The organism is Streptomyces sp. NPDC054840 (assembly GCF_053611065.1).
The window spans coordinates 1-2,743 of sequence record NZ_JBSGZP010000836.1 but is presented as its reverse complement, the minus strand read 5'-3'; the positions used below and the strand labels follow the sequence as shown (position 1 = coordinate 2,743).

The 2,743-nt window shown below is 71.5% G+C and carries 3 protein-coding genes; 2 read left to right on the top strand and 1 reads right to left on the bottom strand.

The features are described from left to right. Positions 1-230 (top strand): helix-turn-helix domain-containing protein (locus tag ACWGIU_RS34795; protein ID WP_453712097.1); only part of this gene is annotated, 230 nt, incomplete at its 5' end. A 226-nt stretch (positions 231-456) separates the two neighbouring features. Here the strand turns inward: ACWGIU_RS34795 and ACWGIU_RS34790 are convergent. Continuing rightward, entirely contained in the window at positions 457-1,047 is a 591-nt protein-coding gene (locus tag ACWGIU_RS34790; protein ID WP_453712096.1) for a TetR/AcrR family transcriptional regulator, read from the bottom strand. A gap of 89 nt (positions 1,048-1,136) precedes the next feature. On the opposite strand from ACWGIU_RS34790, the gene ACWGIU_RS34785 reads away from it, so the two are divergent. After that, a complete protein-coding gene (locus ACWGIU_RS34785) occupies positions 1,137-2,693 on the top strand; it encodes an MFS transporter (RefSeq protein ID WP_453712095.1) in 1,557 nt (518 codons plus the stop codon). Positions 2,694-2,743: the final 50 nt, after the last annotated feature.

Sequence of the window (2,743 nt, the reverse complement as noted above, 5' to 3'; positions counted from 1 at the left end):
CCGCGGCGCGCACCCTGTTGACCCCGGCCAACCGCGAACTCGCCCGCACCACCGAGGTCTTCCTGGACTGCGCGGGCCAGGCGGGGCGCGCGGCGGCCGCCTTGGGCATCCACCGCCAGACCCTCTACTACCGCCTGGCCCGGGTGGAGCAGCTGACCGGCCTCGACCTGGACGAGGGCGAGGACCGTCTGCTGCTCCACATGGCCCTCAAGGCCGCCCGCCTGGCGTAGGGCGCCTCATCCGGCTGCCGCCGGGCCACCGTCCGGCGATCGACGTTCGGCGGGACGCCCCGCCAAGGGCTGTTCCGTCATCCCCGGTGGATCGGAGCACGGCGTCGGATGCGGTGCATCGCAAGGCGGAGGCGCGTCTGCACACCGGTCGTACCCGGGCGCTCCGACAACGCGGCGAGGTGCCGTAGCCGTCGTCGTGCGCCCGCCGGGGATCACGGGCCGGCCCTTAGGAGGTGTGCTGCCGATCGGTCCGGCCCATGGCCTCGGCGGCCCGCCGCATGCCCTCGGTGAACTCCTCCGCGGTCGCGGCCGACTCCGGGTCGAAGAGCCACTGGATCATCAGGCCGTTCAGGAGCGCCTGGTAGAAGCCGCCCAGCGTGCGTACGTCCCGCTCGTCGAGCTGGTCCTCCGGGGTCCCGGTGAACATGGAGATCAGCCCCCGGCGTGCCTCGGCCTGCGAGGCCGCGAGCATGGACCTCAACTGCGGCCGCTGGCCCCGGTCGAGCGCCACCTCCAGGCCGGCCGCCCAGACCGGGCCCGACTTCTCGTGCTGCGCCAGCACGCCTTCCCACAGCGCGCGGAAGCGCTCCAGCGATCCGCCCTCGCCGTCGAGTCCGCCCTGGAAGACCGCGCCCCACTCCTCCATCAGGCCGATGAAGGCCTGGGTGAGGAGGGCGTCCTTCGAGCCGTAGTGGTAGCCGATGGAGGCCAGGTTGGTCCCCGAGGCACTGACGATGTCGCGCGCGGTGGTGCGCACGAACCCCTTCTCGACCAGGCACTTCTTGGCGCCTTCGAGCAGATCTTCGCGATGTCCCATGACCCCACGGTAGCAAGACAACCGTCCCAGACAACAGTCCTATACGTTCGTCATAGACAAATGTTTAACACGTATGTACATTCCTGCTCATGACAAACCCCGTCGCCACAACGCGACTTGCCGGCCGCCGCGAATGGACCGCCTTCACCGTCCTCCTGCTGCCGCTGCTCCTGGTCTCGATGGACGTCTCCGTCCTCTACTTCGCCATCCCCGCCATCACCGACCAGCTGGACCCCAGCTCCACCCAGCAGCTCTGGATCTTCGACAGCTACGCCTTCGCCCTCTCCGGCCTGCTGATCACCATGGGCTCGCTGGGCGACCGGATCGGCCGCCGCAAGCTGCTGCTGATCGGCGCGACCGCCTTCGGCCTCGCCTCGATCGTCGCCGCCTGCGCCACCAGCGCCGAGATGCTCATCGCGGCCCGCGTGCTGCTCGGCCTCGGCGGTGCCACCCTGATGCCCTCCACGCTGGCCCTGGTCCGCAACCTCTTCCAGGACGCCAAGCAGCGCGGGCAGGCCATCGCCCTCTGGTCCGGGGCCATGACCGGTGGGATCGCCCTCGGATCGGTGCTCAGCGGGGTTATGCTGAACCACTTCTACTGGGGCTCCGTCTTCCTCATCAACGTGCCCGCGATGCTGCTCCTGCTGCTCCTGGTGCCCGTGCTGGTGCCGGAGTTCAAGGACCCCGCCCCCGGCCGCTTCGACCTGCTGGGTGTCCCGCTCTCCATGGCCGCCGTACTGCCGGTCGTCTACGGCCTCAAGGAGATCGCCGCCGAGGGCTTCGAACCCCTCTACGCGGGCTGCCTCGCCGTCGGACTGGCCCTCGGGTACGTCTTCGTCCGCCGCCGGCGTGCCGAAGACGACGCCATGGTGAGCCGGGCCCTGTTCGCGGGCCGCGGCTTCGGCGCGGGCATCGGCCTCAACACCATCGCCGCCTTCGCCATGATGGGCTCGGCCTACTTCACCACCCAGTACCTCCAGTCGGTGCTCGGCATGAGCCCTCTGGAAGCAGCCCTGTGGAGCCTCGCCCCCTCGGTCGTCATCGGCGCCGCGGCGCCGGTCGGCGCGGCCCTGGCCCGGAGGACCGACCGGGCCCACGTCATCGCCGGCGGGTTCGTCCTCGCCGCGGCCGGGTTCGCCCTGATGGCCCTGGTGGACACCGACTCGCTGTGGCTGATCCTCACCGGCGCCGGGATCCTGGCCTCGGGCATCGTCACCGTGATGTCCCTCGTCTCCGACATGGCCCTGGCCTCGGCACCCGCCGAGAAGGCCGGTTCCGCCGCCTCCCTGCTGGAGACGGGTCAGGAGTTCGGCGGGGCGCTCGGGATGGCCCTGCTGGGCAGCCTGAGCACCGCCGTCTACCGCAACGACCTGGCGGACTCCGAGCCCGGGGTGCGGGAGACCCTGGGCGGGGCCGTCGCCACCGCCCACCACATCGGCGGGCCGGCCGGGGAGCACGTGCTGACCCTGGCCCGGGAGGCCTTCGTCCACGGAATGCAGTACGCGGCCTGGGGCGGTACGGCGCTGCTGCTCGCGGCGGCCGTGCTCGCCGCGACTCTGATGCGCGGGATCGAAGCGCCCGCCCCGCCCGCGGCGGAGCCCGCGGCCGGTGCCGGAGACCGCCGCCACGAGGCGTCGTACAACTGAACCGCTCACCACTGCACGCGGCCGGCGGAACGCGGAAGGGCCCGGGGTCT